Source organism: Kitasatospora sp. NPDC058190 (assembly GCF_042883685.1).
Lineage (GTDB): Bacteria > Actinomycetota > Actinomycetes > Streptomycetales > Streptomycetaceae > Kitasatospora.
Genome location: NZ_JBHVVI010000087.1, coordinates 13,238 through 38,518, shown reverse-complemented (window position 1 = coordinate 38,518; position 25,281 = coordinate 13,238). Strand labels below are relative to the sequence as shown.

At 73.5% G+C, this 25,281-nt stretch carries 15 protein-coding genes; 4 read left to right on the top strand and 11 right to left on the bottom strand.

Translation table 11 applies throughout. The features are described 5' to 3' along the window. Window positions 1–54 precede the first annotated feature (54 nt). Window positions 55–441: a RidA family protein gene (locus ACFVWU_RS31840; RefSeq protein WP_387627354.1), complete on the bottom strand. Its 387-nt coding sequence runs from the start codon at window positions 439–441 to the stop codon at window positions 55–57. 72 nt (window positions 442–513) lie between these two features. Here ACFVWU_RS31840 and ACFVWU_RS31835 point away from each other — a divergent pair, with 72 nt between their 5' ends. Next, window positions 514–1,425, top strand: a complete 912-nt coding sequence (locus ACFVWU_RS31835; protein ID WP_387627352.1) for a LysR family transcriptional regulator — start codon at window positions 514–516, stop codon at window positions 1,423–1,425. Between the two features lie 308 nt (window positions 1,426–1,733). After that, entirely contained in the window at window positions 1,734–4,538 is a 2,805-nt protein-coding gene (locus ACFVWU_RS31830; RefSeq protein ID WP_387627350.1) for a penicillin acylase family protein, read from the top strand. A 56-nt stretch (window positions 4,539–4,594) separates the two neighbouring features. Here ACFVWU_RS31830 and ACFVWU_RS31825 read toward each other — a convergent pair whose 3' ends face one another. Then, entirely contained in the window at window positions 4,595–4,897 is a 303-nt protein-coding gene (locus ACFVWU_RS31825; RefSeq protein WP_387627349.1) for a hypothetical protein, read from the bottom strand. A gap of 108 nt (window positions 4,898–5,005) precedes the next feature. Here ACFVWU_RS31825 and ACFVWU_RS31820 point away from each other — a divergent pair, with 108 nt between their 5' ends. Then, window positions 5,006–6,223: a pyridoxal-phosphate dependent enzyme gene (locus ACFVWU_RS31820; RefSeq protein WP_387627347.1), complete on the top strand. Its 1,218-nt coding sequence runs from the start codon at window positions 5,006–5,008 to the stop codon at window positions 6,221–6,223. Here ACFVWU_RS31820 and ACFVWU_RS31815 read toward each other — a convergent pair. Then, window positions 6,220–6,744, bottom strand: coding sequence for a hypothetical protein (locus tag ACFVWU_RS31815; protein WP_387627364.1), 525 nt, complete (start codon window positions 6,742–6,744; stop codon window positions 6,220–6,222). The two genes, ACFVWU_RS31820 and ACFVWU_RS31815, sit on opposite strands and share 4 nt — an antisense overlap. On the opposite strand from ACFVWU_RS31815, the gene ACFVWU_RS31810 reads away from it, so the two are divergent. Next, complete coding sequence (locus ACFVWU_RS31810; protein ID WP_387627363.1) at window positions 6,631–6,978, top strand: winged helix-turn-helix transcriptional regulator; 348 nt, start codon at window positions 6,631–6,633, stop codon at window positions 6,976–6,978. The two genes, ACFVWU_RS31815 and ACFVWU_RS31810, sit on opposite strands and share 114 nt — an antisense overlap. A gap of 130 nt (window positions 6,979–7,108) precedes the next feature. Here ACFVWU_RS31810 and ACFVWU_RS31805 read toward each other — a convergent pair whose 3' ends face one another. From ACFVWU_RS31805 to ACFVWU_RS31770, 8 genes are all read right to left on the bottom strand, one after another. Beyond that, entirely contained in the window at window positions 7,109–8,176 is a 1,068-nt protein-coding gene (locus tag ACFVWU_RS31805; RefSeq protein ID WP_387627345.1) for a hypothetical protein, read from the bottom strand. Further along, a complete protein-coding gene (locus tag ACFVWU_RS31800; protein WP_387627343.1) occupies window positions 8,173–9,024 on the bottom strand; it encodes an ABC transporter ATP-binding protein in 852 nt (283 codons plus the stop codon). The genes ACFVWU_RS31805 and ACFVWU_RS31800 overlap by 4 nt, the downstream gene beginning before the upstream one ends. Beyond that, window positions 9,021–9,494, bottom strand: coding sequence for a GntR family transcriptional regulator (locus tag ACFVWU_RS31795; RefSeq protein ID WP_387627342.1), 474 nt, complete (start codon window positions 9,492–9,494; stop codon window positions 9,021–9,023). Before ACFVWU_RS31795 ends, ACFVWU_RS31800 begins: the two co-directional genes overlap by 4 nt. Before the next feature lie 102 nt (window positions 9,495–9,596). After that, window positions 9,597–10,652 carry a zinc-binding dehydrogenase gene (locus tag ACFVWU_RS31790; RefSeq protein ID WP_387627340.1) on the bottom strand — a complete coding sequence of 352 codons (1,056 nt, stop codon included), beginning with the start codon at window positions 10,650–10,652 and terminating at the stop codon, window positions 9,597–9,599. Beyond that, on the bottom strand, window positions 10,649–12,313 hold the full coding sequence (locus ACFVWU_RS31785; RefSeq protein ID WP_387627361.1) for a phytoene desaturase family protein: 1,665 nt from the start codon (window positions 12,311–12,313) through the stop codon (window positions 10,649–10,651). Before ACFVWU_RS31785 ends, ACFVWU_RS31790 begins: the two co-directional genes overlap by 4 nt. Before the next feature lie 26 nt (window positions 12,314–12,339). Next, window positions 12,340–14,034: a phytoene desaturase family protein gene (locus tag ACFVWU_RS31780; protein WP_387627339.1), complete on the bottom strand. Its 1,695-nt coding sequence runs from the start codon at window positions 14,032–14,034 to the stop codon at window positions 12,340–12,342. Continuing rightward, window positions 14,021–23,263 carry an amino acid adenylation domain-containing protein gene (locus ACFVWU_RS31775; protein ID WP_387627338.1) on the bottom strand — a complete coding sequence of 3,081 codons (9,243 nt, stop codon included), beginning with the start codon at window positions 23,261–23,263 and terminating at the stop codon, window positions 14,021–14,023. Before ACFVWU_RS31775 ends, ACFVWU_RS31780 begins: the two co-directional genes overlap by 14 nt. A gap of 648 nt (window positions 23,264–23,911) precedes the next feature. Continuing rightward, window positions 23,912–24,946, bottom strand: coding sequence for a hypothetical protein (locus ACFVWU_RS31770; protein WP_387627336.1), 1,035 nt, complete (start codon window positions 24,944–24,946; stop codon window positions 23,912–23,914). Between the last annotated feature and the right edge of the window lie 335 nt (window positions 24,947–25,281).

Sequence of the window (25,281 nt, the reverse complement as noted above, 5' to 3'; positions counted from 1 at the left end):
CAGCCGACGGCTGCCGTCGGATCCGGGCCCGCGGTCGGCACCGGGGGTCTGCGGTCAGGCAGCCCGCCGCGCGTACACCTCGATCTCGATCCTCATCCGAGGGTCGGCCAGGCCGCACACCATCATGGTGGCGGCCGGCCGGACGTCGCCGAAGCAGCGGCGCAGCACCGGCCAGCAGGGCTCGAAGTCCGCGCGCTCGGGCAGCAGGTAGCGCACCCGCACCACGTCGCCGAAGCCGCACCCCGCCTCGGCCAGCGCGGCCCCGATGTTGCGCAGGCACTGCTCGGCCTGCTCCACCACGTCCTCGGAGATCGTCATGGTGGTGTAGTCGAACCCGGTCGTGCCGGACACGTGCACCCAGTCACCGTCCACCACGGCCCGGGCGTAACCGATCTGCTCCTCGAAGATCGAACCGCTGAGGATCGCACGTCGCTCTGTCATGCGCGGAACGCTAGGTGGCCTGCACCGATACGTCCAATACACCATTGGGCATGACGTGATATCCCTGGGCGTATGGAGCAGCGCCCCGAACTCCCCCTCCCCCAGCTGTACGCCTTCACCGTCCTCGCCGAGGAACTCCACTTCGGTCACGCGGCCGCCCGGTTGGGCATCGCCCAACCGCCGCTGAGCCAGCAGATCCGCCGGCTGGAGGAGAAGGTCGGGCATCCGCTGTTCCACCGCGAACCCGGCGGCATCACGCTGACGGCGGCCGGCCGGGAGCTGCTGCCCGCCGCGCGACGGGTACTGACCGAGCTCGCGGACGGCCTGGCCGCCGCCCGCGCCGTCGGCAGCGGCGAGACGGGCCGGCTGCGGATCGGCTTCTCCGCCTCGCTCGCGCTCACCGTCCTGCCCGGCCTGCTGCACACCTTCCGGGAGCGACACCCGGGCGTGCACCTGGACATCCGCGAGATGACCACCGCGCCGCAGCTCGCCGCCCTGCACGACCGGGACATCGACCTCGGCCTGCTGCGCGAACCGCCCGAGGCCGACCCGGAGCTCTGCTTCCGCACCGTGCTCAGCGAGAGCTTCGTCGCCGTACTCCCGTCCACCCACCCGCTCGCCAGTCAACGGAGCGTCCGGCTCGCCCAGTTGGCGGACTCGCCGTTCGTGCTGCTCCCCCGCGCGGTCGGCCCGCAGCTGTACGACCGGATCACCGGCCTGTGCACCGCGGCGGGCTTCACCCCGCGGATCGGGCAGCACGCGGTGGAGTGGCAGACCGTGTGCGCGCTGGTGGAGGCCGGCCTCGGCGTCTCGCTCGCCCCGGCGAGCATCCGGCGCATCCGGCTCAAGGGCGTCGCGTTCCGCCGGATCGAGCCCGCCGCCGACTGCACCCGGGTGGCCGTCGCCTGGCGCCGGAACGACCGGAACCCCCTTGTGGCCCACCTGTTGGCGGCCGTCAGCCAGACCGACCCCACCGCCGGTTAGCCACCGGATCCGGCCGTTGCCGGAGGATGCGCTCCGGATGGACGACGACCCGGGCGAGTTCGTGGTCTCCACCCCGACCCCCCCGGCCACCCCGGGCGCGGTGGCCGCCCTCGCCGGCGGGGAGGCCGGGTAGGCCGCGGGCAGGAAGGGCGTCGCCATCCCGATCGTCCCCGCATGAACCCCGCACGGTCACCCGTCCGACCGTCAACTCCCGCGCGGCAATCGCGAAATGGCATGCACGCCACTAGCCAACCGTCCAGTAGCACCCCTACCGTCGACTCCCCGTGGCTTCGACGGAGGAGCTCGCCTTGCGCCCACGCCCCCACCGCCTCCGATTCCCGGCCGCCGCCCTCGCGTCGGCCCTACTCGTCACCGCCGCCCTGACCACCCCCACCACCGCCACCGCCGTCCCCACCGACACCACGACGGCCGCCGCCGACTACTGCGGCGGCCACTGCACCGACATCCTCCCGCCCGGCGAGAACGGCAACGCGACGCTCGCCGAGATCCTGATCAACCGGATGTTCGGCAGCCGCCCCGCGCACACCGACGACCAGCTCGGCCCGTACGCGGCGCTCGCCTCCGGGTACCCCGGGCTCACCGAGGCCGGACTGCGCGGCTTCTTCAACGACGCCTCCTTCGGCGTCCCCGCCGACCAGGTGGCCAGCACCACCTCTCCGCGCCCGGACGTCACCATCGTGCGCGACAAGGCCGCCGGCATACCCCACATCACCGGCACCACCCGTTACGGCACCGAGTTCGGCGCGGGATACGCCGCCGCGCAGGACCGGCTCTGGGTGATGGACCTGTTCCGGCACGTCGGCCGTGGCGAGCTGTCCGGCTTCGCGGGCGGCGCCGCCGCCAACCGCCAGCTGGAGCAGAGCTTCTGGCAGGCCGCGCCGTACACCGAGGCCGAATTGCAGCAGCAGATCGACGCGCTCGCCGCCCGCGGCGGCCGGGCCGCCCAGGCGCTCGCCGACGCGAACGCCTACCTCGACGGCGTCAACCAGTACGTCACGCAGGCGTACAACGGCCGCACCTTCCCCGGCGAGTACGACCTCACCGGGCACATCGACCCGATCACCAACGCCGGTTCGATCGAACCGTTCAAGCTGACCGACCTGGTCGCCCTGGCCTCCGTGGTCGGCGCGCTGTTCGGCGCGGGCGGCGGCAACGAACTCGCCTCCGCCCAGGTCAAGTCGGCCGCCGAGGCCCGCTACGGCAAGGACGCCGGGGACGCGCTCTGGAAGTCGCTGCGCGAGGCCGACGACCCCGAGGCGGTGCAGACCCTGCACGACGGGCAGAGCTTCCCGTACGCCACCGTGCCCGACCAGCCGCAGGGCCAGGCGCTGCCCGACCCCGGCTCGGTGGTGCCCGAGCGGATGATCTACGACGCCACCGGCTCGGCGGGGTCGGCCACGACCACCGCGAACGGCGTCCTGCCCGGCAACCTGCTCACCGCGAAGCACGGCATGTCCAACGCCCTGCTGGTCTCCGGCGCGCACACCGACGACGGCCACCCGGTCGCCGTTTTCGGCCCGCAAACCGGTTACTTCGCCCCGCAGTTGCTGATGCTGGAGGAGATCCAGGGCCCCGGGATCAGCGCGCGCGGCGCGGCCTTCGCGGGCCTGAGCTTCTACGTGCAGCTCGGCCGCGGCCAGGACTACGCCTGGAGCGCCACCTCGGCCGGGCAGGACATCACCGACACCTACGCCGTCCCGCTCTGCACCACCGACGGCTCGCCGGTCACCACCGCCGCCAACTCCTACCTCTGGCACGGCCAGTGCCTGCCCTTCGACCGGCTGGAACGCAAGGACGCGTGGAGCCCGACCACCGCCGACTCCACCCCGGCCGGCTCCTACACCCTGGTGATGTACCGCTCGAACTACGGCCTGGTGACCGCCCGGGGCACCGTCGGCGGCACGCCCGTCGCGTTCACCTCGCTGCGCTCCACCTACCGGCACGAGGCCGATTCCATCATCGGCTTCCAGGAGTTGAACGACCCCGGCGCGGTCCACGACGCGCCGAGCTTCCAGCAGGCGGCGCAGGACATCAACTACACCTTCAACTGGTTCTACGCCGACTCCCGTGACATCGCGTACTACAACTCCGGCAGCAACCCGGTGCGCGCCCCCGGCGTCGACGCCGGTCTGCCCGTCCTCGCCCAACCGGCCTACGAGTGGGCCGACTTCGACCCGGCCACCAACACCGCCCGGTACACCCCGCCCGCCGAGCACCCGCAGTCCGTCGACCAGGACTACTACGTCTCCTGGAACAACAAGCAGGCCGACGGCTACACCACCGCCGGCTTCGGCAACGGCTCGGTGCACCGCGCCAACCTGCTCGACGACCGCGTCAAGGCGCTGCTCAAGGACGGCGGCAAGGTCAGCCGGGTCTCGCTCACCCAGGCCATGGAGAGCGCCGCGCTCACCGACCTGCGGGCCGAGGACGTCCTCCCCGACCTGATCCGGGTCCTGCGCAGCGGGCCGGTCACCGACCCGGCGACCCTCACCGCGCTGCAACAGCTGGAGGCCTGGCTCGCCGACGGCGGCCAGCGGAAGGAGACGTCGGCCGGCAGCCACACCTACGCGGACGCCACCGCGATCCGGGTGATGGACGCCTGGTGGCCGCTGGTCGCCGACGGCGTCATGCGGCCGGGGCTCGGCGACCAGCTGTTCACCGCCCTGACCGGCGCACTGCAGATCAACGAATCGCCCTCCGGCGGGCAGACCGGCGCCGCCGCCAGCGGTCCGGTGAGCGCCAACGAGTCCATCCCGCACAAGGGTTCGGCCTTCCAGTACGGCTGGTGGAGCTACCTGGACAAGGACCTGCGGTCCGTCCTCGGCGACCCGGTCGCCGGACCGCTGGCCCGCCCGTTCTGCGGCGCGGGCGACCTGACGGCCTGCCGGAACGTGCTGCTGAACACCCTGAGCCAGGCGGCCGCCCAGACCCCCGCCCAGGTCTACCCGGGCGACGGCGACTGCTCGGCCGGCGACCAGTGGTGCGCCGACACCATCATCCAGCGGCCGCTGGGCGGGGTGACGGACGACAAGACCACCTGGCAGAACCGGCCGACGTACCAGCAGGTGGTGCAGTTCGCCGGCCACCGCTGAGCCTTCGAACCGGCCGCCGGCGCCCAGAGACGGGGGCGTCGGCGGCCGCAGCACGCTCAGTTCAGCCGCTTGGCGACCTTCTGCTCGGCCTCCCGCAGATAGCGGGCCTGGTCCCTGAGCCGCTTGCCGGCCCCGTTGTAGAACGGCGGGCTCTCATTCGTGGCCATCCGGCCGGAAAGGGCCGTCGCCAGCTCCGCCACGACCTCCACCAGATCGGCGAGTGCACCCAGCATCACGGGCTCATCCGCTGCCGGGACCTTGTCCCGCCCGCTCTCCCGCGCCTTCGGCAGCGCGTTCTCCCGCAGCTGCCGCCGCGCCTCGCCCACCGCGTCGACCATCGCCCGCATGCCGCTGTCCATGCCGCCCCCAGGTCCTGTCCGGTCTCCGACGTCCCGGTGAGTGTGCCCTCCCGCAGGGGAATCAAAAACCCTACCCTGTAGCACCTGAAACACGGCTATGGTGCTTACATGGCAGCAGACGACTCCCTCGCGACCGGCCAGCGCTCGCTCGGCGACCCCGACCTCCACTACCCGCTCTGGCCCCCGCTCACCGCAGGTTGCCCGCGGACCGGCTCGGAGGACGTCTCCTACCCCGTCGAGGTCGACTACGCCTACGACAAGGTCGACCCGGCCGGCCTGTTCGCCCCCGCCAGGGGCCGCGGCGGACTGGAGCGGTGGGCGCCGCTGCTGCCCCCGCTGCTCGCGCCGGGCCTCGGCGAGGGCGCCACCCCGCTGGTGGAGATCCAGCCGGGCGTCCACATCAAGGACGAGTCCCGCAACCCCACCTGGAGCCACAAGGACCGGCTGAACCGCTGCACCGCCGGCGCCGCCGTGGGTGTCGGCGCGCCCGGCATCGCGGTCGCCTCCTCCGGCAACCACGGCGCCTCGGCCGCCGCCTACGCCGCCCGCGCCGGACTGCCCTGCGTCGTCTTCACCGGCCCCGACGTGCCGCCCGCCGTGGACGCGTTCCTCAACGCCTATGGCGCGGTGGTGCTGCCGGTGCCGTGGGAGGCCCGCTGGCCGCTGCTGCGGCAGGTGGTCGAGCGGTTCGGCCTGCACCCGGTCAGCAACCTGACCACCACCCACACCGGCCACGCCTACGGCCCCGAGGGCTACAAGACCGTGGCGTACGAGATCTTCCAGGATGTGGGAGTGCCGAGCGCGGTGTTCGTGCCGACCGGCTACGGCGAGCTGCTGTTCGGGGTCTGGAAGGGCTTCGCCGAGCTGCGCCGCCTCGGCCTGGCCGACCGGGTGCCGCGCCTCTTCTCCTGCGAGTCCGCAGCCTCCGGCCCGCTGCGGCGGGCGATCGCCCAGGGCGTCCCCGCCACCCGCGTGACGGTCGGCCCGAGCGACGCCTACTCGATCGCCTCCCCGGTCAGCGGCTACCGGGGCGTGGTCGCGGTGCGCGAGAGCGGCGGCCGGGCACTGATCGTGGACGACAGCCAACTCGCCGACGCCCAGCGCGAGCTGGCCCGCGCGGGCCTGTGGGCGGAGCTGTCCTCGGCGGCCGGCCTGGCCGGCCTGCGCAGTCTCGGCGACGAGGCCCTGGGCGAGGGCCCGGTGGTCTGCGTCTCCACCTCCAGCGGCTTCAAGGACAAGGCCGTGGGCAGCCGCCCGACCACCCCGGCCACCCCCGAGTGGGCGGACGTCGAACGCCGCCTGCGCGCCGCGGGCATCACCGGTTAGCGCTTCACCGCGTGCCCCAGGTAGGTCACTTGCGGCCGGGCGGCCTGGGACAGGACGAAGTCGACCAGCGGTGGGATCTCCTCATCGGTGATCCTGCCGCTTCGGCGCGCCAGGATCGCCCGGACCAGGCTGAGCGCGTTCCGCGGCTTGAACTCGCGGATGTCCCGGTTGCGCAGGCCGCTCCGGGCCAGTGCGGCGGTGACCTCGTCCGGGGTGCGCAGCCGCCCGGACGCATAGCGACCGGGCGGCATGATCCGGGTCATCGGCACGGTCTGGAAGGCGCCGAGGTAGACCAGCCGGGAGATCGCGGTGCGGCTGACGGTGTCGTAGACGAGGGAGCCGCCGGGGGCGAGCACCCGGGCGGCCTCACCGATCTGGCCCACGACCTGGGCATCTCCCGCAAGGTCCTGGCCGCCCGGCTGGCCCGGCTGGTCGACGAGGGCGTCCTGGTCCGCGAGCGGTACCAGGAACACCCGCCTCGCGAGCACTACCGAGCCACCGAGAAGGGCGCCGAACTGCACGCCGTGCTGCTGGCCCTGATGACCTGGGGCGACCGCTGGTACGCGGGCGAGGCCGGCCCGCCGGCCCGGATCCGCCACCTGGACTGCGGGCAGGACACCACGCCCGTGATGGCCTGCGGCCACTGCGGCGGGCCGCTCACCTCCGCCAACACGACCGAACTGCCCGGCCCCGGCGGCCGAACCGGCCCCGGCACCCAGGTCCTGGGCCCGCTCCTCGCCGCCCGAACCGCCTGAACCGCCTGAACCGCCCGAGCCGCCCGAGCCGCCCGAGCCGCCCGAGCCGAACACTGACGAACCAGCGGTGACGCCCGATCAGCCGACGCCCGGGGCACCGCCAGGCCGAGGGGCCCACTCTCCCCCTGAACTACGCCGCGGCCCGCCCCCGCCGCACCAGCCACCAGGTCACCGCCAGCGACACCACGAACAGCGTCAGGTTGATCCCGTTCTCGATCAGGTGGAAGGTCCCCAGCCGGCCCTCCGGCTGCAGGCTCTGCTGTATCCCGACGTACCCCTGCTGCTTGAGACAGGAGAAGAAGGCGTCCCCCCGCCCGTCCGGGATGCTGCCACAGGCGTGCGACATCACCTCGCTGTACGGGTGGACCTGCCCGGCCGCGTCCACGAACGGCGCCTTGCCTCCGTCCAGCACCAGTTCGTTGGGCACCGCGGCGAACGGATCGCCGCCCGCACCCCGGTCCGGCCCCAGCGGAATGGTCTGCGTCACCGGGTCCATCAGGTGCGGCCGCAGCCGATCCATCAGCGTGGTGTGCCCGCCGAAGGCGCCGAGCACCACGACCAGCGAGGGCAGCACCCGGCGCAGCGCGGCGCCCACCGCGACGCCGAACATCCCCCAACCGAGGCCGAGCGTGAGCGGCATCCAGCCGCCGGCCTGGAAGAGCGTCCCCTCGAACAGGCTGCGCCGGTCGGCGAGGTGGACCAGCTGGGCGACGTGCAGGCACTCACCGGCGAGCGCGGCGGCCAGCGCGCCGATGACGGTGCCGAGCACGGCGAGCTTGCCGAACAGCCAGCGCAGCGGGGTGATGTCCTGGGACCAGGCGAGCATCAGCGTGCGCTGCTCGTACTCCCGGGCCAGCAGCGGCGCCCCGATGAACATGCCGAGCATCGCGGGCAGGAAGACCACCAGGTTCAGCTGGTAGCCGGCGATGTCGGAGCCGTCCCTGATCCGGGCGAGCCGCTCGTCGGCGACGGCCTTGGCGCAGTCCGGCCCGTGGCACAGGTCGATCGCGCTCTGCAGGTCGGAGGCGTTGACGGCCATCCAGACGAGCAAGGCGGCCGTCAGGGCGGTGGCGCCGATCAGCACCGTACGGTGCTGGCGCCAGGTGAGCCAGAGGATGCCGCGCCACAGGTTGTCGCGGGCGGCGGGCGCCGGCCGGGTGGTGGCGGCGGGCGGCGGGGTGGTGGTCGGGGCGCTCACCGGACGGCCTCCCCGAGCGAGGACTTGAGGTACGCGAGCACGATGTCCTCCAGGGTGACGGGGTGCCCGGACCAGCCGGGGGCCTCCAGCGGGGTCGCCGCGCCGAGCAGGGTGCGCACCGTGAAGGTGGACTGCCGGGCGGTGTGGTTCTCGTGCACGACCTCGCCCTCGACCGGCGGCCGGTCGGCCCGTGGACCGGTCAGCCGAAGGTGCTGGGCGAGGAGGTCCTCGGCGTCGCCGTCGAGGATGTTGCGCCCGTGCGAGAGCAGCAACAAGTGGTCGCCCACGCCCGCGAGTTCGGCCACCACATGGGTGGAGAGCAGGACGGTCATCCCGGTCTCGGCCACCTCGCCGAGCAGTTCGCCGGTGACGGCCTTGCGGGCGACCGGGTCGAGGTTGGCGAGCGGCTCGTCCAGCAGGAGCAGCGAGGGGCAGGCCCCGAGCGCGACGGCCAGCGCCACCTGGGCCTGCTGCCCGCCGGAGAGCTTGCCGCAGCGCCGGTCGAGCGGGATGTTGAACCGCTCCAGCCAGGCGAGCGCGCGCGACTGGTCCCACACCCGGTTGGTGTGCCGGCCGAAGTTCAGCATGTCGGCGGCGCTGAAGTCGCGGTAGAGCGGCTTGTCCTGGGCGAGCAGCACGACCCGGCCGCCGACCCGGTACTCCCCGGCGGTGGCGTCCAGCATGCCGCTGACGATGCTCATCAGGGTCGACTTCCCGGCGCCGTTCGCGCCGACCAGGGCGACCACCCCGCCGGCCGGGAGGGTGAAGGTGCAGTCGTCCAGGGCGGTGACGCCCCGGTACCTCTTGGTCAGCCCGCGCACCGTCAGGGCCGGTTCGACGGCGGTCACGCCCGCACCCCGTGCCAGCCGGCCCCGCCGGTGGCCCGCTCGGCGGCGGCGCGGCCGTCGGTGACGCGCTCGGCGGCGGCGCGGTCAGCGGCGGCCGGCTCCTCGGCCAGCACCGCGGTGACCAGGGCCTTGACGTCCTCGTCCTCCAGCCCGGCCCGGCGCGCCTCGACGACCCAGCGGGCGAGGCCGCTGCGCAGCCGGGCCATGTCGTGCGGGTCGACGGCGCCGAGCGAGCCGGTGACGAAGGTGCCGGAGCCCTGGCGGGCCTCGACCAGGCCGACGTGCTCCAGCTCCTTGTAGGCCTTGAGCACGGTGTTGGCGTTGACCGTGCACGAGACGACGACGTCCCGCACGGCCGGGAGGCGGTCCCCGGGCCTGAGCACTCCCAGCCTGAGCGCCTCCCGCACCTGACGTACGAGCTGCGCGTAGGCCGGGAGGCCGTCCGCCCGGTCCACATGGAATTCGATCACGGGGCATCTCCTCGCATCGTTGAGGCCTACCCCTGAATTGTTGTGGTCCAGTAGAACACTAGTCAATCACTACACTGAAACTCTTTCAGATCCGACGGTGCGTCAGAGCTTGACCAGCACCTTCCCCCGGCTCGCCGAGCGGTCCTCGTAGAGGCTGCGGTACGCCGCCGGAATGCCGTCGAACCCCTGGTGGACGGTCTGCCGGTAGCGCAGGTCCCCGCTGCGGACCAGCGCGCCGAGGTCCCGCCGCAGCGCGGCCCAGTTCTCCTCGGTGAACCACTCCAGTGAGAAGACGCCGCGGATGGTGGTGCGGGGGAACATGATCATCGGCAGCAGCCGGGGCCCGGCCCACTCGCCGCCGACCTGGCTCCCCCACTGCCAGCAGACGGCCACCCGGCTGTCCACCGCGAGCATCCCGAACACCACGTCGGTGAGCGTGCCGCCCAGGCTGTCGAAGTAGCGGTCGACCCCGCCCGGGGCGAACCCGGCCAGCTCCTTGGCCACCCGCTCCGGATCGTCGCCGTCGCGGTAGTGCAGCACCTCGTCGAAGCCCAGTTCCCGCAGCCAGTCCCCCTTCGCCGGGGTCGCCGTGGTGCCGATGACCCGCGCACCGCGGCGCTTGGCGAGCTGCCCGACCACCGAGCCGACGGCGCCGCCGGCCCCGCTGACCACCACCGTCATACCGGGTCGCACGTCGAGGAACTTCTCCACCGTCCCCCAGGCCGTCATCCCGGGCCCGCCCAGGAGGCCGAGCGCGGTGGTGATCGGCAACTGCTCGTCGTAGTCCGCGCGGTCCAGCCGGCGGTAGGCCGGGAACACCATCGGGAAGGTGCCGGTCCGCCAGGGCACGGGTGCGCCGTTGCTGATCACGTGGCTGCGCCAGCCGCCGAAGCCCTGGACCAGGTCGCCGACCGCGAACCGCGCGGCGGGCCCGGCCCGCACCACCTCCATGATCGAGTCGGCGCCCATGTGGTCGCCGATCGGGGTGTCCAGCGCGATGCCCTGCAGGTACGGGTCCACCGACACCCACCGAGTGCGCAGCAGCATCTCGTCCTCGGCGAGCCGGACGTCCACCTCCTCCACGACCTTCCGGTACATCCGGTCCACGTCCGGCACGCCGTCCAGGTGCTCCCGGACGACCCACTTCTCGACCCTCACGAAGGGACTCCAAACTGCCGGTCGTCGGGTCCGACCGGCTCGGTGATCAGGGTGGGCGGCGGCGCGCTGTCGTCCACCTCGGCGGTGAACGGCCTGCGGTCGTCGCGGCAGATGAACTGGACGACGTGCCGGCCGGCGGCGGCCGCGCGGATCAGGCCACCGGTGGTCGCCCAGACCCCGGAGAGGTAGAAGTCGGCCAGGCCCGGCAGCCCCGGGCCGTTGCGCCTGATCTCCTCCTCCAGGGTCTCGCCGCTCTCCACGAACGGCTGCCAACCGAGCACCGTGCCGTCGTAGTTGCCGGTGTAGCGGACCTGGGTGAGCGGGGTGGAGACGTCCTTGACGGCCACCGCGTCCCTCAGCCCCGGGTGGTGCCCGTCCAGGAACTCGATGACGGCGTCGCGCACCCGGCGCTTCTCCCGTTGGTACTCCCGGCCCCGGCCGACCGGCAGGGTGTGCAGTTCCTCGCCGCGCCGCAGCCGGGGCGCCTGCTCGGGGCCGGTGCTCAACCGCCGCCAGGGGGCGATGTCGCAGAAGTAGCTGGCGTAGACGACGGTGGTCGACCCGGGCGACAGCTCCGGGTAGTGGCGGCTGCGGAACTGGATGTTGATGCTGGGGTGCCGGATGCCGGTGAGCCGCGCCGCGAACTCCTCCTCCAGCAGGTAGGTGGTGCACGGGTCGCCCGCCGGGAAGGGCCGGCGCAGGCCGAGGAAGACGGTCAGGTAGCCGGGGAAGACCATGCCCGGTTCGGTGAGCGTCTCGGTGTACAGCCGGCGGTAGGTGTCGTTCAGGTAGCGGCCCTTGAGCAGGTCCATCACGGTGGTCCGCCCGTCGCAGGCCGCCACCACGATGTCGGCCCGCACCTCCCGGCCGTCGCTGAGCCGCACCCCGACCGCCGCGTCCCGCTCGACCAGGATCTCGGTCACCTTGGCGTTGTAGGTGATCTCCCCGCCGAGCCGCCGGTAGCGCTGCTCGACCGAGCGGGCCAGGCCGAGCGAGCCGCCCTCCGGAACTCCAGCCGACTTCCCTGCGTGCGAGGCGAGTTGGAAGTAGGTCGGCAGTACCGGGAAGTTGGGGTGCTTCTCGTACAGCACGAAGTTGAACGCCTCGCGCAGCAGCGGGCTGCGGAACCGCGCCGAGTAGTCGCTCATCAGCACCGTGATCGAGCGCCGGATGACGTTGACGTACGGCAGGAAGGAGGCCAGCATCCGCCAGCGCTCCCAGCGGCCCATCAGCCCGACCGGCTTGAGGAAGGGGTAACGGGTCAGCGCCACGCGGAACGTGCGCAGTCCGGCGCAGAACTGCCGGATCTGCCGGGCGTCCTCCGGGGCGAGGTCCAGCAGGTGGGCCTCCAGCCGGTCCGGGTCGGAGTAGAAGTGGACGGCCCGCCCGTCCCGGGTGCGCACCACGTTGAAGACGTCGAAGTTGCGCATCCGCTTGCCCTGCAGGGCGCCGAGTTCGAGCCAGATCCGGTGCATCTCGTTGCCCGGCCCGCTGCCCAGCAGCCAGCTCACGCAGCAGTCGAAGGTGAACTCGCCGCGGTCCCAGGCGGTGCAGCAGCCGCCGGGCAGCTCGTGCATCTCCAGGATCCGCGTCCGGTAGCCGTTCATCTGCGCGTAGCAGCCGGTGGACAGGCCGCCGAGCCCGCCGCCGATGATCACCATGCTCTGCCGGCCGCTACTCGTCCCCGTCATTCCGGCCCTCCGACGGTCATCCGGCCCACGGTGGCCCGGTCGAGTTGCGGCAGGCGGCCCCACTTGCCCGCGTGCCAGGGTTCCTGGTTGTCGCTGGGCCAGGCCCGGAACGGTAGACCGAGTTCCCGGCAGAGGTACTGGGCGGCGTACCGGCCGCTGGTGGCGGCCCGGATCAGTCCGCCGAGCGAGGTCCACTGCCCGGCCATGGAGAAGCCGCTGAGCCCCGGCAGCCGCATCCGGTCCCGGTTGACCAGGCGGTTGGCGGCGTCCTCGGCCTCGGAAAAGGCCTGCCAGGCGAGGATGCTGCCGTAGGTGTTGCCGGTGAAGCGCTCCGTGGTCACCGGCGAGGCCACGTCGACGAGTTCGATCCGCCCGCGGAGGCCGGGGTGGGTCCGGGTCAGGAACTCCCGGACGAACGCGGCGACTTCCTGCTTGCGCGCCCGGTAGGCCCGGCGGTCGCGCACCCGCAGCTCCTTCCAGGAGCGGTAGTCGCTGAAGTAGGTGCAGTGCAGCACCGACTTGCCGGGCGGCGCGAAGCCCTCGGCGTAGTCGGAGCGCAGCTGCACCACCAGGCTGTGCTGGAGCGAGCCGGGCAGCCGGGCGGCCTGCTCGGGCGTGAGCAGGTAGGTGGTGCTGTGCGGCTCGCCCGCCGGCAGCGGTCCGTCGACGCCGACGAAGGCGGAGACCACGGCCGGGTAGAGGTTGCCGGGCTTGTCCAGCAGTTCGCCGTACAGCCGGTCGGTGGCCGGGCTGGAGTAGCGGCCCGCCAGCAGCCGGTCGAGCACCGTCGGCCCGTCGCAGGCGGCCACCACGTGGTCGGCGAAGTGGCGTGAGCCGTCCCGCAGTTCGACGCCGACGGCACGGCCGCCCTCGACCAGGATCCGGTCCACCCGGCAGCGGTAGCCGATCACCCCGCCGAGCGAGGTGTACCGCTCCTCCACCGATCGGGCCAGTCCGAGCGAACCGCCCTGCGGGAAGCCCGCGTTGCCGGTGTGCGCGGCGGCCAGGGTGTACAGGTACGGCAGCAGCGGGAAACCGGCCGGCTCCTGCAGGAACATGGTGGGGAAGGCTCGCCGCAGCAGCGGGTCCTGGAAGCGCTCGGCGAAGCCGCTCATCGAGGTGGTCGCGGTGCGCCAGAACAGCCGGAAGGCGGGCAGCAGGGTGCGCAGGGTGCGCAGCCGTTCGGCCGGGGTGCGCAGCGGCGGCGGGGTGAGGTCCCAGGGCAGGTCGATCGCGGCGAAGCGGCGCAGGTCCTTGCAGAAGGCGCGGATCGGCGCGGCGTCGCCGGGGGCGAGGGCCAGCAGGTGGGCCTCCAGCCGGTCCGGGTCGGTGTGGAAGGTGACGGCCCGGCCGTGCTCGTCGACGACCCGGTTGAAGGTGTCGAAGTGGGTCACCGACTTGCCGTCCAGGGCGCCGAGTTCGCGCCAGACCTGGTGGGCGCCGGTGCCCTCGGCGGTGCCGATCAGCCAGTCGATGCAGTAGTCGAACAGGTAGCCGTGCCGGGACCAGGCGGTGCAGCAGCCGCCGGGCAGCACGTGCTTCTCGAAGATCCGGGTCTCCAGGCCGCTCATCTGCGCGTAGCAGCCGGTGGCGAGGCCGGCCAGGCCGGCCCCGATCACGATCACCCGGAGCGGGCCGCCGTCGGCCCGCTCCCTGGCGGACCAGTCCGGCCCGCGGTCACCCGCGGCCATCGACGGCGCCTCCGGCCAGGATGGCGCCCGCCAGTTCGGCGTTGCGGGCCGCGAACTCGCCGTCGAGCATCTCGGCGTGGTCGCCGTGGCCGGTGTACACGGCGGTGCCGGTGGTGGAGGCGCCGTGCCAGGAGCCGGGCTCGCCGCCCTCGTGCACGGCGAGGCGCTCGCGCTCGCAGACCACGTCGAGCCGGGCGCTCACCGTGCCCGTGTTGGGGGTGCGGCTGCAGAACTCCAGGTAGTCCCGGGCCTGTTCCAGGGTCTCCTGGGCGACGATCCGCGAGCCGGTGTGCCGGTGCAGGTGCTCGCGCAGCTCCCGTTCGAAGACCGCCACGTGCTCCTCGCCCAGGTCGAAGGCCGCCAGGCTCCGGTAGGCGTCCACCAGCAGCACCGAGCCGACGGCCCGGCCGCGCCGTTCCAGTTCCTTGGCCACCTCGAAGGCGAGGTTGCCGCCGAGTGAGTAGCCGAGCAGGACGTACGGGCCCGGCTCGTGCAGCGCCTCGACCAGGTCGGCGTAGCGGGCGGTCTTGTCGTCGCCGGTCAGGTAGTTGAAGGCGGCGATCCGGTGCTCGGGCAGGTGCGCGGCGAGCTGCCGGTAGACCAGGCCGTGGCCGCCGGCCGGCGGGAAGCAGAAGACCGTACGGGCTTCGGGCGCACCGGAGTTGAACCAGAGGTGGGGTTCGCCGCCGGCCACCTCCCCGGTGATGATCTGCTCGACGGTGCGGGCCATGCCGTGCAGGGTGGTGACCTTGAACAGCAGGCCGACCGGGATGCCGATGTTGAACTCGGTCTGGAGGTGGTGGATCAGCTCGATCAGCCGGATGGAGCTGCCGCCGAGCTCGAAGAAGTCGTGCTGGAGGCCGACTTCGTCCAGGCCGAGCAGGTTCCGCCAGTGCTCGGCGACCCTGGTCTCGTAAAGGGTGACGGGCGGTTCGTGCCGCTCGGCGCCGGTGTCGGCCTTGGGCTCCGGCAGGGCGGCGAGGTCGACCTTGCCGTTCGGGGTGAGCGGCAGGGCGGGCAGTTCGGTGAGGTAGGCGGGGATCATCACGGTGGGCAGGTGTTCGGCGAGGTGGCGGCGCAGTTCGCGGCGGTCCAGCTCGACGCCCTCGGCGGCCACCAGGTAGGCGGCCAGTACGGCTTCGCCCGCGGAGTCCTGCCTGACGGCGACACAGGCCTGGGCGAGTTCGGGCCGGGCTGTGAGGTGGGCCTCGATCTCTCCGAGCTCGATCCGGTGGCCGCGCACCTTGACCTGGTTGTCGATCCGGCCGAGCAGGTGCGCGGTGCCCGCGGTGTCCCAGTGGCCGAGGTCGCCGGTGCGGTAGAGCCGCAACGGCGTTCCGTCGAACTCCAGGGTGGTGAAGCGCCGTTCGGTCTGCTCCGGGTCGTTCGGGTACCCGGCGGCGACGCCCGCGCCGCCGATCCACAGCTCGCCGGGCACCCCGGCCGGGACGGGCTCGCCGTAGCGGTCGAGGATGTAGAGCGCGCTGTTCGGGAAGGGCCGGCCGATCGGGACCATCCGGCCCGGTTCCAGCTCCTCGGTGGTGCCCTCGTAGTAGCTGGTGTCGACGGTCGCCTCGGTCAGGCCGTAGGAGTTGACCAGCCTGGTGTCCGGCCCGCACAGGGCGCGCAGCCGCCGGTGCTCGGCGGCCTTCCAGGAGTCGGAGCCGACGATCAGCAGCCGCAGGAAGTCCAGCCGCAGGCCCTCGCGTTCGCAGTGGGCGAGCAGGGCGCGGGCCACCGCGGGGACGAACTCGCCGCAGTCGACGGCCTCCTGGCGCATCACCCGGTGCAGCCGGGCGGTGTCGAAGAGCAGTTCGCGGTCGACCAGGACGAGGGTGCCGCCGGTGCCGAGCGCCCGGGCGAGGTCGCCGGAGAACACGTCGAAGGCGGTCCCGGCCATCTGCAGGTGCACCCGGGCCTCGGTGTCCAGCCGGTACTGCTCGCGCCAGCCGGCCGTGACCGCGGCCAGGTTGCGGTGGTCGACCCGCACGCCCTTGGGGCGCCCGGTGGAGCCGGAGGTGTGGATCACGTACGCGGCCCGGTCCGGGTCCGCGGCGGGCAGCGGCCCGGCAGCGGTGGCCGGTCGCTCCAGCTCCTCCAGGGTGATCAGCGGCGCGGACAGTTCGGCCGGGAGCGGGCGTCGCTCGTCCACCACGACCAGGGCCGCCCCGGCGTCGGCCACCTGGTACGCCAGCCGGTCGGCCGGGTGTCCGGGGTCGAGCGGCAGGTAGGCGGCGCCGGCCCGCCAGATCGCCAGCAGGGTGGTGATCAGCTCGGGTGACTTGTCCAGGCAGACCGCGACCACCGAGCCCTCGCCGACGCCCAGTTCGCGCAGCCGTACGGCGGTGCGCCCGGCGCGCCGGTCGAGCTCGCCGTAGGTGACCCGCCGGACGCCGTCCCGGCCGGGGGCCACCACCGCGACCGCCTCCGGGTGCTCGGCGGCGGCCTTGGCGACCAGCTCGGGCACCGGCACCGCGTCGTCGATCCGCCGCTCGACGCCGCTGAACTCGTCGAGGATCAGGCGGCGTTCAGCCTGGTCCAGCATCCGCAGCCGGCCGACCGGCTCGCCTTCGGCGGCCCTGGTCATGGCGTCCAGCAGGTTGCGGTAGTGCGCGGCCAGCCGCTGGACGGTGGCGGGCTCGAAGAGATCGGAGTTGTACTTGAACACGCAGTGGAAGCAGCCGTCCGACCGGTCCTCGTAGGCGGACAGGGTGAGGTCGAACTGCCCCTCTTCCTCCGGGAGTTCGATGTACTCCAGGCGGTATCCGAAGCGTTCCACGGCGACCTTGTGGGTGAGCAGGATGAACATCGCCTGGAACACCGCGGAGCGGCTCGGGTCGTGCTGCAGCCCCAACTGCTCGACCAGCAGCGGGAACGGGTACTCCTGGTTGTCCAGGCCGCCGAGCACGCTCTCCCGCACCCGGGCCAGCAGCTCGGCCACCGTCGGCTCCCCGGCCAGGCTCACGTGCAGCGGCAGCGGGTTGACGAAGTAGCCGTAGACGGAGGCGAACTCCTCCTGGGTGCGGCCGGTGACCGGGCTGCCGACCACGATGTCCGGCTGCCCGGACCAGCGGTGCAGCAGCAGGTAGTAGGCGCCGAGCAGCACCATGAACGGGGTGGCGTTGTGCGCGCGGGCCAACTCGTGGACCCGCGCGGAAAGTTCGGCGTCCAGCTGGAAGAACTCGGAGGCGCCGTTGTGGGTCTGCACCGCCGGGCGCGGCTTGTCGGTGGGCAGTGCCAGCACCGGCATCCCGGCCGGCAGGTGGCCGCGCCAGTAGTCGAGCATCCGCCGCGCCTGCGGCCCGGCCAGGAAGCGGTTCTGGTGGTTGAGGAAGTCCAGGTAGCGGGCGGCCACCGGGGGCAGTTCGGGGGTGCGGCCCCGGCGCAGCGCCTCGTAGACCTCGAACAGCTCCTCGATGAAGGTGAAGGTGGAGATCGCGTCCGAGACGATGTGGTGGACGGCCTTCATCAGCACCCAGCGGTCCGGTCCGCGCCGGAACAGCCGCAGCCGCACCAGCGGGTCCTCGGCCAGGTCGTACGGCCGCCGGTACTCGCGGACGATCAGTTCGTGGATCTCCCCCCAGGGGCGTCCCTCGACGTCGAACAGCCCGGTGTCGGCGTTGACTTCGGCACGGATGCGCTGGACCGGGCGGCCCTGATCGGCGGTGAAGGCGGCGCGCAGCCCCGGGTGGCGGGCGACCAGGAAGGCGAAGGCGGCGAACACCAGCTCCGGGTCGAGTTCGGCGCGCACCTCGACCGCGCCGCCGATGTTGTACGCGAAGCCGTCCGGGTGCAGCTGGCGCAGGAACCACAGCGCCTGCTGGTTGTGGGTGAGCGGGTAGCGGGACTCGTCGGTGTGGAGCTCGGCCTCGGCCTGCTCCGGACCGCCCTCCGCGGCGAGTCGTTCGGCCAGGCCCTCGGTGAGCAGGTCGACCAGGTCGCCGACGGTGCCGTTGCTGAGCAGCGCCACCACCGGCAGGGCGACGCCGAGTTCGGCGTGCACCCGGGCCCGCAGCTCCATCGCGAGCAGCGAGTCCAGGCCGTACGCGCCGAGCCTGGCGTCCGGGCGGATCCGCTCGGCGCCGATCCGCAGGACGGCCGCCGCGGCGGCCGCGAAGCGCCCGGTGACCAGCTCCCGCCGGGCCTGCCGGCCGGCCGTGCGGTAGGCGTCCAGGAAGCCGCCGGTCTCGGCCGGGGCCTGCTCGGCGGCGCTCGCCGCGAGTTCGGCGACCAGCGGCGGCGGGGCCGGGTACCAGGCGAGGAAGGTCGGCCAGTCGACCACGGTGGCGACCAGCAGCTGGGCCCGGTCCTGCCCGAGGACGCGCTCCAGCACGGCGGTTCCGGCCTCCGGCGGCAGCGAGCTCATGCCGCGCGCGTCGCGGTAGTGGGCGACCAGGCCCAGTTCCTCGATCATGCCGGTGGCCCAGGGGCCCCAGTCCAGGCTGAGCGCGGGCAGGCCCGCGGCGCGGCGGTGGTGGGCCAGGGCGTCCAGGAACGCGTTCCCGGCCGCGTAGTTGGTCTGTCCGGCGGTGGTGAGCAGCGAGGCGACCGAGGCGAACAGCACGAAGTGGTCGAGCGGTTCGGCCCGCAGCAGCCGGTGCAGCAAGTGGCCGCCGACCACCTTGGGGCTGTACCCGGCGTCGAAGGCCGCGCGGTCCAGCTGCGCCAGCAGGGTGTCCCGGACCTGCCCGGCGAGGTGGAACACCCCGCGGATCGGCGGGAGTTGGCGTTGCCGGTAGTCGGCCAGCCAGGCGGCGAGGGCGGCCTCGTCGGTGACGTCCACCGGGGCGAGCAACGGTTCGGCGCCGAGCGCCTCCAGTTCCCGCAGGAAGGCGATCCGCTCCCCGGCGGGGCTCGCCGGGTCGACGCCCCGCCACTCGGGGCGGTCCGGCAGGGCGGTGCGGCCGACCAGGATCAGCCGCCGGGCGCCGCGTTTGACCAGGGTGCGGCAGAGCAGTCGGCCGAGCGCGCCGAAGGCGCCGGTGACCAGGTAGCTGCCGTCGGGGCGCAGGACCGGCGGCAGCGGCCGGGTGAGGCCCTCGGCCGGGCGCAGCCGGCTGGTGAGCCGGCTGCCGGCCCGCAGGGCGATCTCCTGCTCGTCCCCGGCGCCGAGTTCGGCGAGCAGCGTCCCGGCCTGCTCCCCGGCGTCGAGCGCGGGGTCGAGGTCGACCAGGCTGCCGCGCTGGGCGACGAGTTCCTGCTGCCACAGCACCCGCCCGATGCCCCAGGCGGGGGCGCCGAGCGGTTCGACCCGGTCGCCGGGCCCGGTGGCCTGGGTGCCCCGGGTGACGATGTGCAGCCGGCCGTCCGGGCGGGCGGCGGGCAGCGCCTGGGCGAGGGTGATCAGCGAGTAGGCGCCGAGGGTGGCGAGCCGGTCGAGCTGTCCGGGGTCGGTGGCGTCGAGGGCGGGCAGGTCGAGGTTCCACAGGTGGACGACGGTCCGGTACGCCGGGTCCAGGTCGGCGAACAGCCGCCGGAGGTCATCGGCGGAGTCGGGCCGCACCGTCGTCTCCCCGTCCGCGACGGCGTACGAGCTGCCGGGTCGGACCAGGTGGCAGCGGGCGCCGCGCTCGGTGGCCAGGGCGGCCAGCCGCTCGGCGAGGCCGCCGCCGTCGGCGAGCAGCAGCAGGTCGCCGGTCGGCTGGTCGAGCGGCGCCGCCGGGGCGGGCGTCCAGGCGAGTTCGGTGAGCCAGCCGTCGATGGTGGCCAGGCCCACCGAGGCGGAGGCCTGGGCGACGTCGGCGACCTTGAAGCCGGTGATCCGGCCGAGCGGGGTGCCGTCCTCGGCGTAGAGGGCGAGGTCGCCGACGAGTTCCTCGCCGCTGTCCCGGGTGACGGTGGCGTGCGCCCACAGCGGCCGGTCGCCGGCCTGGTCGAGCCGGACCTCCTCGATCGAGACCGGCAGCCGGACGCTGCCGCCCTCGGGTGCGTGCAGCCGGGTGGTCAGCAGGGTCTGGAAGCAGGCGTCCAGCAGCACCGGGTGCAGGTGGTGGTCGGCGGCCCCGGGGCCGAGCCGCGGGGTGGGGCGGATCAGGGCGAGCGCCTCGTCGGGCCCGGTCCAGGCCTCGGCGATGGCCTGGAAGGCGGGCCCGTAGTGGTAGCCGTGCTCGGCGAGGCGCCGGTAGCAGTCCGGGCCGTCGATGTGCCGGCCTCGGGCGCGCAGTGCGTCGAAGTCCGGTGCGGGCCGGTGGGCGCGGCGCTGGCCGGTGCGGACCCGGCCGCTCGCGTGCACGGCGGGCTCGCCGCCCGCCGGGGTGGAGGCGATGGTGAAGCGGGCGTCCTCGGGCGCGTAGCCGAGCTGGACGGGGACCGGCTCGCGTTCGGAGAGGAACAGCGCCCGGTTCAGCTCGACCTCGGCCAGCACCACCTCGGTGCCGCCGGTGAGCGCCCGGACGGCCTGGGCGGCCATCTCCAGGTACCCGGCGGCGGGGAAGACCACCTGGCCCTCGATCCGGTGGTCGTCCAGGTACGGCAGCCGCTCCGGGTCCAGCCCGGTGCTCCAGCAGGGCTGGGCGCTCGCGGTGCGGCGGCCGAGCAGCGGGTGGTCGACCCGTCCGAGCCGGACCTGCTCCACCGGCCTCGGCTCGGCCCAGTACCGGTCGCGCCGCCACGGGTAGGTCGGCAGCGGCACCGGGCGCCCGGCCGGCTGCACCGCGTCCCAGGTCAACTCGACGCCCAGAGTGTGCAGTTCGGCCAGGGTGCGGGCGAAGCGCTCGGGCTCGTCCTGGTGCCGGCGGATCGACGGCAGGGTGTGCGCCTGCTCGGCGCACTCGCGGATCGCGTGCCCGAGCACCGGGTGCGGGCCGAGCTCCAGGAACAGCCGGTGGCCGTCCTCGGCCATCCGCTCGACGGCGGCCCGGAAGCGCACCGGGTTGCGGACGTTGCGCCACCAGTACGCGCCGTCCAGCTCCGGCCCCCGGGCGAGCCCCTCGTCGGCGGTCAGGTAGAGCGGCAGCTGCGCCTCGCGCGACTTGATCCCGGCCAGCGCGGCGATCAGCTCGTCCCGGATCGGCTCCATCCGCACGCTGTGGTACGGGACTTCGACGTCCAGGAAGCGGACGAACACGCCCTGCCGCCTGAGCTCCTCGGCCAGTTCGCGCAGCGCCTCGGTGTCCCCGGCGAGGGTCACGGCGGAGGGGCTGTTGACGGCGCCGAGCGAGACCCGGGTGCGGTACGGACGGATCCGCCGCTCCGCCTCGGCCTCCGGCAGGCCGACGGCGAGCATCGAGCCCGTCCCGGCCAGGCGCTGCTGCAGCCCGCTGCGCGCGAGCACCACCCGGACGGCGTCGGCCAGGTCGTGCACCCCGGCCTCGTGGAAGGCGGCGACCTCGCCGGTACTGTGCCCGACCACCGCGTCCGGCACCAGGCCGTGGCTCCGCCAGAGCGCCGAAAGCCCCACCTGGACGGCGAAGTTGGCGGGCTGGGCGAGCCAGGTCTCGGCCATCCGGGAGTCCGCCTCGTCGCGGCCCCACTCCTCCAGCAGCGACCAGCCGGCCTGCTCGCGGATCTCCCGGTCGACGGCCCGCACGGCCTCCCGGTAGACCGGCTCGCTCTCGTACAGTCCCCGGCCCATTCCCCACCACTGCGGGCCCATGCCGGTGAACACCCAGGCCAGCCGCCGCTGTCGGCGCTCCCGGGCACGCCCCTGGACCACCCGCGGGTGCGCCTCGCCGCACTCGTGGGCGGCCAGCGCCTCGTCCAGGTCCTGCCGCCCGGAGTAGACCACGGCGAGCCGCTCGGGCAGGTGCTGGCGGCGGTGGGCCAGGGTGTGGCCGAGGTCGGCGAGCGCCGTCCCGGCGGCCAGCTCGGTGCGGACGGCGCCGGCCAGCTCGGGCAGTCCGGCGGCGTCCCGGGTGCTCAGCGGCAGCACCGCACGGGCCGGCTGCGGCGCCGGCCGGGCCGGGGCGGGGAGCGGCGGCTCCTCCAGCAGGACGTGCGCGTTGGTGCCGCCGAAGCCGAAGGAGTTGACGCCGGCGCGGGCCGGGCCCTGGTGTTCGGGCCAGTCGACGGGGGCGGTGGGGATCTCGAAGGGCAGCGCGGCCAGGTCGATGCCGGGGTTGGGCCGCTCCAGGTTGAGGTGCGGCGGGATGCGGCGGTGCTCGAGGGCCAGCGCGGTCTTGATCAGCCCGGCGACGCCGGCGGCGGCCTCGGTGTGCCCGATGTTGGTCTTCACCGAACCGACGTAGCAGCGGTCCCCGGGACGGCGGCCGATGCCCAGCACCCGGCCGAGCGCGGCCGCCTCGATCGGGTCGCCGACCGGGGTGGAGGTGCCGTGCGCCTCGACGTACTGCAGGCTGCCGGGCAGCACCCCGGCCTCGGCGCAGACCCGCTCGATCAGGGCGACCTGGGCGTCCGCGCTGGGGACGGTGATGCCGTTGGTGCGGCCGTCCTGGTTGACGCCGCTGCCGAGGATGACGGCGTGCACCGGGTCGCCGTCGCGCAGCGCGTCGGAGAGCCGCTTGAGCACCACCACGCCGACGCCCTCGGCCCGGACGTAGCCGTCGGCGGAGGCGTCGAAGGCCCGCGAGCGGCCGTCCGCGGAGAGGAAGCCGCCCTTGGTCTCGGCGATCGTGTACTGCGGCGCCATGTGCAGCAACGCTCCTCCGGCCAGGGCGAGTTCGGTCTCGCCGCGGAGCAGGCTCTGGCAGGCCAGGTGGACCGCGACCAGCGAGGAGCTGCAGGCGGTGTCGATCGAGACGCTGGGGCCGCGGAAGTCGAAGCAGTGCGAGATCCGGTTGGACACCATCGTCATCATCGTGCCGGTGGCGGTGTGCGCGGCGATGGTGTCGAAGTCCAGGTCGGCGAACTGCAGGATCTTCCAGTCCAGGGTGAAGGCGCCCATGTAGACGCCGACGTCCCGCCCGGCCAGCTCGCCGGGGCGCAGCCCGCCGTCCTCCAGCGCCTCCCAGCTGACCTCCAGGAGCTTGCGCTGCTGCGGGTCCATGTGCTCGGCCTCGCGCGGGCTGATGCCGAAGAAGTCCGGGTCGAAGGTGTCGAAGCCGTCGATGTAGCCGCCCCGGCCGCCGATCAGCCGCCCCGGCTTGGCGCGGTCCCGGCTGCCCAGGGTGCCGGTGTCGTACCGGTCGGCGGGGGTGTCGGTGAGGCAGTCCCGACCCTCGATCAGGTTGCGCCAGTAGGCCCGGTGGTCGTTGGCGTGTCCCGGCAGGCGGCAGCCGATCCCGGTGATCGCGATCCGGTCACACGGCACGGCGAAGGGCGAGGTGGTCATGATCCAATCCGGGGTCGATGGCGGGACGGCGCGGGCGCGGGAGGGGCGGCTTCGCGGGCCGGGGTCAGGCGGTGGACATCGATGACGGCGTAAACAAAATTCCCCCGCGCCGAAATTGGCATTCCGACCACGAACACTGAATATGCCGATGAGCCAATCGGACCCGGGGTCAATTGCATCGCGGGTCGCGCGGCAAAGACATCAGGAGGTTCCCCGTAAGAGCCGAAGCGGATTGGCTATCCGGCATGCGACGGCGGACAGCACGCTCCCTCTTCGTTCTTCGCGGACCAACGACTGGAAACGTCAGAGACTCTAGCGGGAGCTACAGGTCGGGGCGGTCATTCGACGTGTTAACGCCACAAATGACCCGATCTGACGAACATTAGTGCACGAAGTTGACGTCAGGTCGGCGCGAAGAGGGCGCATTTGTCAGCAGGCGCACGAGATACCGGATCGCGGCGCGGTCAGGTCGTCGATCGGGCGCTGCCGCACGCCCTGCGTGCGGTGGCGGTGGACACGGCGGTTCTCCCTCGATCGGGCCGGCGGGGCGGTACGCACCGCCTCCTCGGCGGTGATCCGGTCTCGGCCCGGACCGCACCCGGCTCACGAGCGGCGTGATCGCCGCCGTTCATCAGGATCCCGCCGGCTTCACGGTCCCGCCAGTTCCGCCAACCGGTGGGCGGCCTGCGGAGCGCAGGTCGCCAGGCGGGCGCGCAGGCCGCGCAGCTCGTGCCCGACCAGCGCGGGCAGAGCGGCCACCGGGGCGGACTCCAGGGTGGGCCCGAGCAGTTCGACGGCCGCCCCCGGGTCGTGCGCGCAGGCGTGGCAGTCGGCCGCCCGGACGGTGAACAGCAGTCGGCTGGACGGCAGCTGGGTCGGGCCGAGCAGTCCGAGTGCCGTCTCGGTGGCGGCCAGCGCCCGCCGGGCCAGCCGTGGGTCGTCCACGGCGGCGGCCAGATCACGCAGGGCGGCGGCCGCGGCGGACTCCACCCGCAGCCGCATCGAGGCGATGGACAGCCAGGGCACGTCCGCCTCGTCCCGGTCGTCGATGTGCTCCAGGTGCGCCCGGGCCAGCCCGATCTGCCGTACGGTGGCCCGGACGTCACCGGTCAGGGCGTTGGCACGGGCCCAGCTGATCCGGCCCATCGCGCCGGCCCAGTGCCGGCCCGGGGCGACCCGGTCGATCTCCCGCGCGTAGCCCAGGGCGGCGACCGGGTCGCCGTCCAGCCGGGCCAGGATGCCGAGGTCGCTGAGCGTGCCGACCAGGGTGGGCCGGTCCCCGGCCACCTCGGCCCAGATGAGCGCGCGGTCGAAGCAGGCCATCGCGGTGGCGTTGCGGCCGTCCTGCATCCGCAGCGCCCCGGCGGCGTGGGCGTGCTCGGCGGCCAGCCGCGCGAGCGGGCGGCGCTGCGCGGCGGGGGCGGCGGCCAGTCGGGCGAGCACCGCGCGCAGGGTGCGCTCGACGGCGGCGGTCAGGCCCAGGAGGGCGCTGGTCTCGCCGGAGCGCAGGTGGGCGGCGAGCAGGCCGGTCAGGGCGTGCGCGGTGGCGGCGTCCAGCGGCGGGGCTCCTGCGGCTTGCTCGGTGGCGCAGAACTCCGCGTGCAGGGCAGCGAGTTCGACCGGATCCGGCACCTCGCAGCCGTCGGCGCCGTGCAGTGGGCAGAGCAGTCCGTAGTCGGGCACCGAACTCCCGCCAGGCGCCGCGATCCTGGCGGCCCGACGGAGCCGCCGAGGCCCGCGCCGCCGTGTCCCGCGCCTGCACCGCAGAGTCCCGCGCCGCCGAGTCCGAACCGTTCCGGTGCACGGCTGCCTCCCCGGAGACAGGCCCTCACGCGGGGCCCTGCGACGAGTCCGACGAGCAGGACGGTACTCGATCGCGTCCGTCCCGTACATGAGGTGGTCTCAACCACTCGCGAGAAGGCCCAGCTTGACGGGAATTCGCACGTACGGCTTGACGGAATTTGCCAACCCCATGCCGAGCCCGCACCGGCCATTGACCCGGGCATGACGCCATGTGA

Excerpts from the sequence above, each read along its gene's own strand:
- ACFVWU_RS31840 (WP_387627354.1), bottom strand. The coding sequence starts at position 441 with ATGACAGAGCGACGTGCGATCCTCAGCGGTTCGATCTTCGAGGAGCAG.
- ACFVWU_RS31835 (WP_387627352.1), top strand. The coding sequence starts at position 514 with ATGGAGCAGCGCCCCGAACTCCCCCTCCCCCAGCTGTACGCCTTCACC.
- ACFVWU_RS31825 (WP_387627349.1), bottom strand. The coding sequence starts at position 4,897 with ATGGACAGCGGCATGCGGGCGATGGTCGACGCGGTGGGCGAGGCGCGG.
- ACFVWU_RS31820 (WP_387627347.1), top strand. The coding sequence starts at position 5,006 with ATGGCAGCAGACGACTCCCTCGCGACCGGCCAGCGCTCGCTCGGCGAC.
- ACFVWU_RS31785 (WP_387627361.1), bottom strand. The coding sequence starts at position 12,313 with ATGGTGATCATCGGCGGCGGGCTCGGCGGCCTGTCCACCGGCTGCTAC.
- ACFVWU_RS31780 (WP_387627339.1), bottom strand. The coding sequence starts at position 14,034 with ATGGCCGCGGGTGACCGCGGGCCGGACTGGTCCGCCAGGGAGCGGGCC.
- ACFVWU_RS31775 (WP_387627338.1), bottom strand. The coding sequence starts at position 23,263 with ATGACCACCTCGCCCTTCGCCGTGCCGTGTGACCGGATCGCGATCACC.